The organism is Phenylobacterium aquaticum, from assembly GCF_947378715.1.
In the GTDB taxonomy this organism is placed as follows: Bacteria; Pseudomonadota; Alphaproteobacteria; order Caulobacterales; family Caulobacteraceae; genus Phenylobacterium; species Phenylobacterium aquaticum_A.
In genome coordinates, this window is the sequence record NZ_CANCLE010000258.1 from 1 (window position 1) to 3,608 (window position 3,608).

Below are 3,608 nucleotides of genomic sequence, written 5' to 3' on the forward strand. Positions count from 1 at the left end.
TGGGCGTGGGTGTTGAGCAGCACCTTCACGTCCGTGGGCTTGAAGCCCAGGGTCGTGATGCTGGCCTCGATCTGCTTGGCCGTCCCCGGCATGCCGCCATCGATCAGGATGTGGCCCTTGGGGGTGGTGATCAGGAAGGTCGAGATGCCGGCCGAGCCCACATAATAGAGATTGTCGGCGATCTTGAACGGCGCGGTCGGGGTCACCCAGGAGGCGGGCGATTGCGCGAAGGCCACGGCGGCGAGGCCGGCCAGGGTCGCGGCGCCGGCGGCGATCCAGAGGGGTTTCATGCGGCGGCCTCTTGCACGGGTTCGGACGGGTCCTCGCGCACGCCCAGCACCCGGCAGATGGCGTAGACGAGGTCGGCGCGGTTCAGGGTGTAGAAGTGGAAGTCCGAGAAGCCTTCCTCGGCCAGTCGCGCGCACATCTCGGTGGCGACCGAGGCCGCGATCAGCTTGCGGGTCTCCGGATCCTTGTCGAGCCCCTCGAACAGATTGCCCAGCCAGGACGGGATGGTGATCCCCACCGGCCCAGCCATCTTCTTCAGGCCCTTGAAGTTCGAGACCGGCATGATCCCCGGCGAGATCGGGATGGTCACGCCCGCCTTGCGCACCTTCTCCATGAACCGCAGGAAGCTGTCGATATCATAGAAGAATTGGGTGATCGCCCGGGTGGCGCCAGCGTCGATCTTGGCCTTCAGCACATCGATGTCGCGATCGACCGAGCCGCTCTCCGGATGGGTCTGGGGATAGAGGCTGACACTGACCTCGAAATCGCCCACCGCCTTGATGCCGGCGGTCAGCTCGGTGGCGTTCAGATAGCCGTCGGCGCGCGGGACATAGACCCCGCCGATCTGGCCGGGCGGATCGCCGCGCAGGGCGACGATGTGGCGGATGCCGGCGTCCCAATAGGCCTGGACCACCTCATCGACCTCGGCGCGCGAGGCCTCGACGCAGGTCAGGTGGGCGGCGGGCTTCAGCCGCGTCTCCTTCAGCATCCGCACCACCGTGCGGTGGGTGCGGTCGCGGGTCGAGCCGCCGGCCCCATAGGTCACCGAGACGAATTCCGGATTCAGCGGTTCGAGCCGCCGGATCGCCTCCCAGAGGCTCTCCTCCGCTTCCGGGGTCTTGGGCGGCGAGAACTCGAAGGAGACCTTCGGACGCTTGGCCAGGCCAGAGCCGGCGCGGGCCACGGGGCCCAGGGCTGTAGCGGTCATGCCGCGCTCCTGTTGGTTTGACGGACCCGTTCCCCGGTCCAGATCTTGACAGTCAGGCCGTCGCGGCGAGCGGGCGGCAGGGCGGCGGCGCGGACCTTGGCCAGCCCCGCCTCATGCAGCCAGCGCTCCATCTCGGCCTCGGCGAAGCCCAGGCGGCGATGCTGGTGCTGCTCGCGCAGGAATTCGAGACCGTGCGGTGCGAAGTCGACGATGATCAGCCGGCCGCCCTCGGCCACCAGCCGCCCGGCCTCGCGCACCGCCGCGCCTGGATCGCCCAGATAGTGCAGCACCTGGTGCACCACCACGAGATCAGCGCTCTGGCCCGGCAGGCGGGTTGAGAAGATGTCGCCATGGCGCAGTTCGCAGCGCGACAGCCCGGCGTCGGCCACATGGGCGCGGGCGATGTTCAGCATCTGCTGCGACAGGTCGAGGCCCACGGCCAGCTCGGCGTGGGGCCCCAGCAGGGTCAGCATGCGCCCGGTGCCGGAGCCCAGGTCGACCAGCCGCTTGAAGGGGCCCGGCCCCGCGGCCTTGAGGATCGCCGCCTCGACGGCGGTCTCGGAAATGTAGAGCGAGCGGATCTCGTCCCAGCGCGCGGCGTTGCGGGCGAAATACTCCCCGGCCTCGGTGGAGCGTTCGGCGCGGACCTCCTGCAGCCGGCTGATATCGCGCAGCAGGATCGGGTCGGCAGGATCGATCAGCCGCAGGGTCTCGTCGGTCAGCCGGCGCGGCTCGCCGCCCGAGACCAGCCGGTAGAACACCCAGGCGCCGTCCGGAAACCGCTCGACCAGCCCGGCGTCGGCCAGCAGCTTCAGATGGCGCGAGACACGGGGCTGACTCTGGTCCAGAACCCGACAGAGTTCCAGCACCGCCAGCTCCTCATGGGCCAGCAGGGCGAGAATGCGCATGCGGCTGGGCTCGCCCGCCGCGCGCAGCACATCGACAGCTTGGCCCGAGGTCAGACTCATGGGTCACATAAAGATATCTTTATGTCTTTATGTCAAGTTAAGGCGCGGGAGGCGGCGGCTCCCAGAGCTCCACCTTCAGGCCGGCCGGATCCATGATCCAGGCGAAGCGGCCATAGGCGTCGCTGTCGTCCCGCCCCAGGGGCTCCACCCCTTCGCTGGCCGCCTTGGCCAGCACGCCGTCGAGATCCTCTACGATCAGATTGATCATGAACGGCGCCTCGGACGGGGCGAAGTGGGTCGTGTCGCGGGGAAAGGCGGTCCAGAGCGAATAGCCACGATCGGGATGCGGCCACTGGGCGCCGCCCCAGTCCTCGACGGGAAAGCCCAGCACCCGGGCGTACCAGGCGGCCAGCGCCTTGGGGTCCTCGGCCTTGAAGAAGACCCCGCCTATTCCGAGCACCCGCGGCATGTTCGATCTCTCCAGGTCGCGCCGCCAGAGCCGTCCGGAAAGATCAGTCCGGAACCGGGCTGGCCAAGGGTTCGCCCGCGAAGAACCGCCGCAGGTTCTCAAAGCACTGGCCGATCATCAGGGGCAGGGAATCCACCGTGGTCCCGGCCGAGTGGGGGGTCAACACCGTGCCCGGAACCTCGGCCCAGCGGGCGGCCGGGGTCGGCTCCTGGGCGAAGACGTCCAGGGCCGCGCGGCCCAGCCGGCCGTCCTTCAACGCCGCGATCAGGGCGTCCTCGTCGATGATCGAACCGCGCGCCACATTGACGATCAGGCCGCGCGGACCGACCGCCTCGATCACCGCCGCATTGACCGCCTGGCGGTTGGAGGCGTCGGCGCGGCAGGCCACCACCAGGATGTCGCTGTCGGCCGCCAGCGCCAGCAGGCTCTCGGCCCGGGGCCAGCGGGCCTCCGGCTTGGGCCGCGGCCCCCACCAGGCCACCTGCATGCCGAAGGCCTCCACCCGGGTCGCCACCGCCTGGCCGATATAGCCTAGCCCCATGACGCCGACCTTGCGGCCCTTCAGACCCGGGCGCGCGCCCATGCGGTCGGCCATGGTCCAGCCGCCAGCCCGCACCATCTGGTCGCCGCGCACGATGTCGCGCCACGAGGCGATCAACAGGCCCACGGCATGGTCGGCCACGTCCTCGGCGTTCAACCCCTCGGCATGGGAGACCTCGATCCCCCGCGCCCGGCACCAGGCCACATCGACCCCGTCATAGCCGACACTGACATTGGCGATCAGCTTCAGGGCCGGCAGCGAGGCCAGGAACTCCGGCGACAGGGCGATCTCGCCGGCATGGACGATGGCCCGCACCTCGGCGGCGAGCTCCGGCGTCATGTCCCACCGCCGCGCCACCCGATAGCCCTGGGCCTCGAGCCCCGGCTGGATGGGGCCGAGCATCTCGTGGGAGATCAAGACGACGGGAGAATTGGACATGCGGCGCTCCTGGGGATGAGCGTCCTATAGCGGGGA

5 protein-coding genes are annotated in these 3,608 nt (G+C 69.4%); all 5 read right to left on the reverse strand.

The window, feature by feature from the left end; all coding sequences use genetic code 11:
• On the reverse strand, nt 1-290 hold a 290-nt coding region (locus Q7P21_RS20130; RefSeq protein ID WP_304180133.1), incomplete at its 3' end, for an MBL fold metallo-hydrolase.
• The gene (metF, locus tag Q7P21_RS20135) at nt 287-1,216 is read right to left on the reverse strand and encodes a methylenetetrahydrofolate reductase [NAD(P)H] (protein ID WP_304180135.1); all 930 of its coding nucleotides are present in this window, start codon (nt 1,214-1,216) and stop codon (nt 287-289) included. The genes metF and Q7P21_RS20130, both read right to left, overlap by 4 nt.
• On the reverse strand, nt 1,213-2,184 hold the full coding sequence (locus Q7P21_RS20140) for a metalloregulator ArsR/SmtB family transcription factor (RefSeq protein ID WP_304164937.1): 972 nt from the start codon (nt 2,182-2,184) through the stop codon (nt 1,213-1,215). The genes metF and Q7P21_RS20140 overlap by 4 nt, the downstream gene beginning before the upstream one ends.
• A gap of 37 nt (nt 2,185-2,221) precedes the next feature.
• Complete coding sequence (locus Q7P21_RS20145; protein ID WP_304180137.1) at nt 2,222-2,593, reverse strand: VOC family protein; 372 nt, start codon at nt 2,591-2,593, stop codon at nt 2,222-2,224.
• A 43-nt stretch (nt 2,594-2,636) separates the two neighbouring features.
• The gene (locus tag Q7P21_RS20150) at nt 2,637-3,572 is read right to left on the reverse strand and encodes a 2-hydroxyacid dehydrogenase (protein WP_304180140.1); all 936 of its coding nucleotides are present in this window, start codon (nt 3,570-3,572) and stop codon (nt 2,637-2,639) included.
• Between the last annotated feature and the right edge of the window lie 36 nt (nt 3,573-3,608).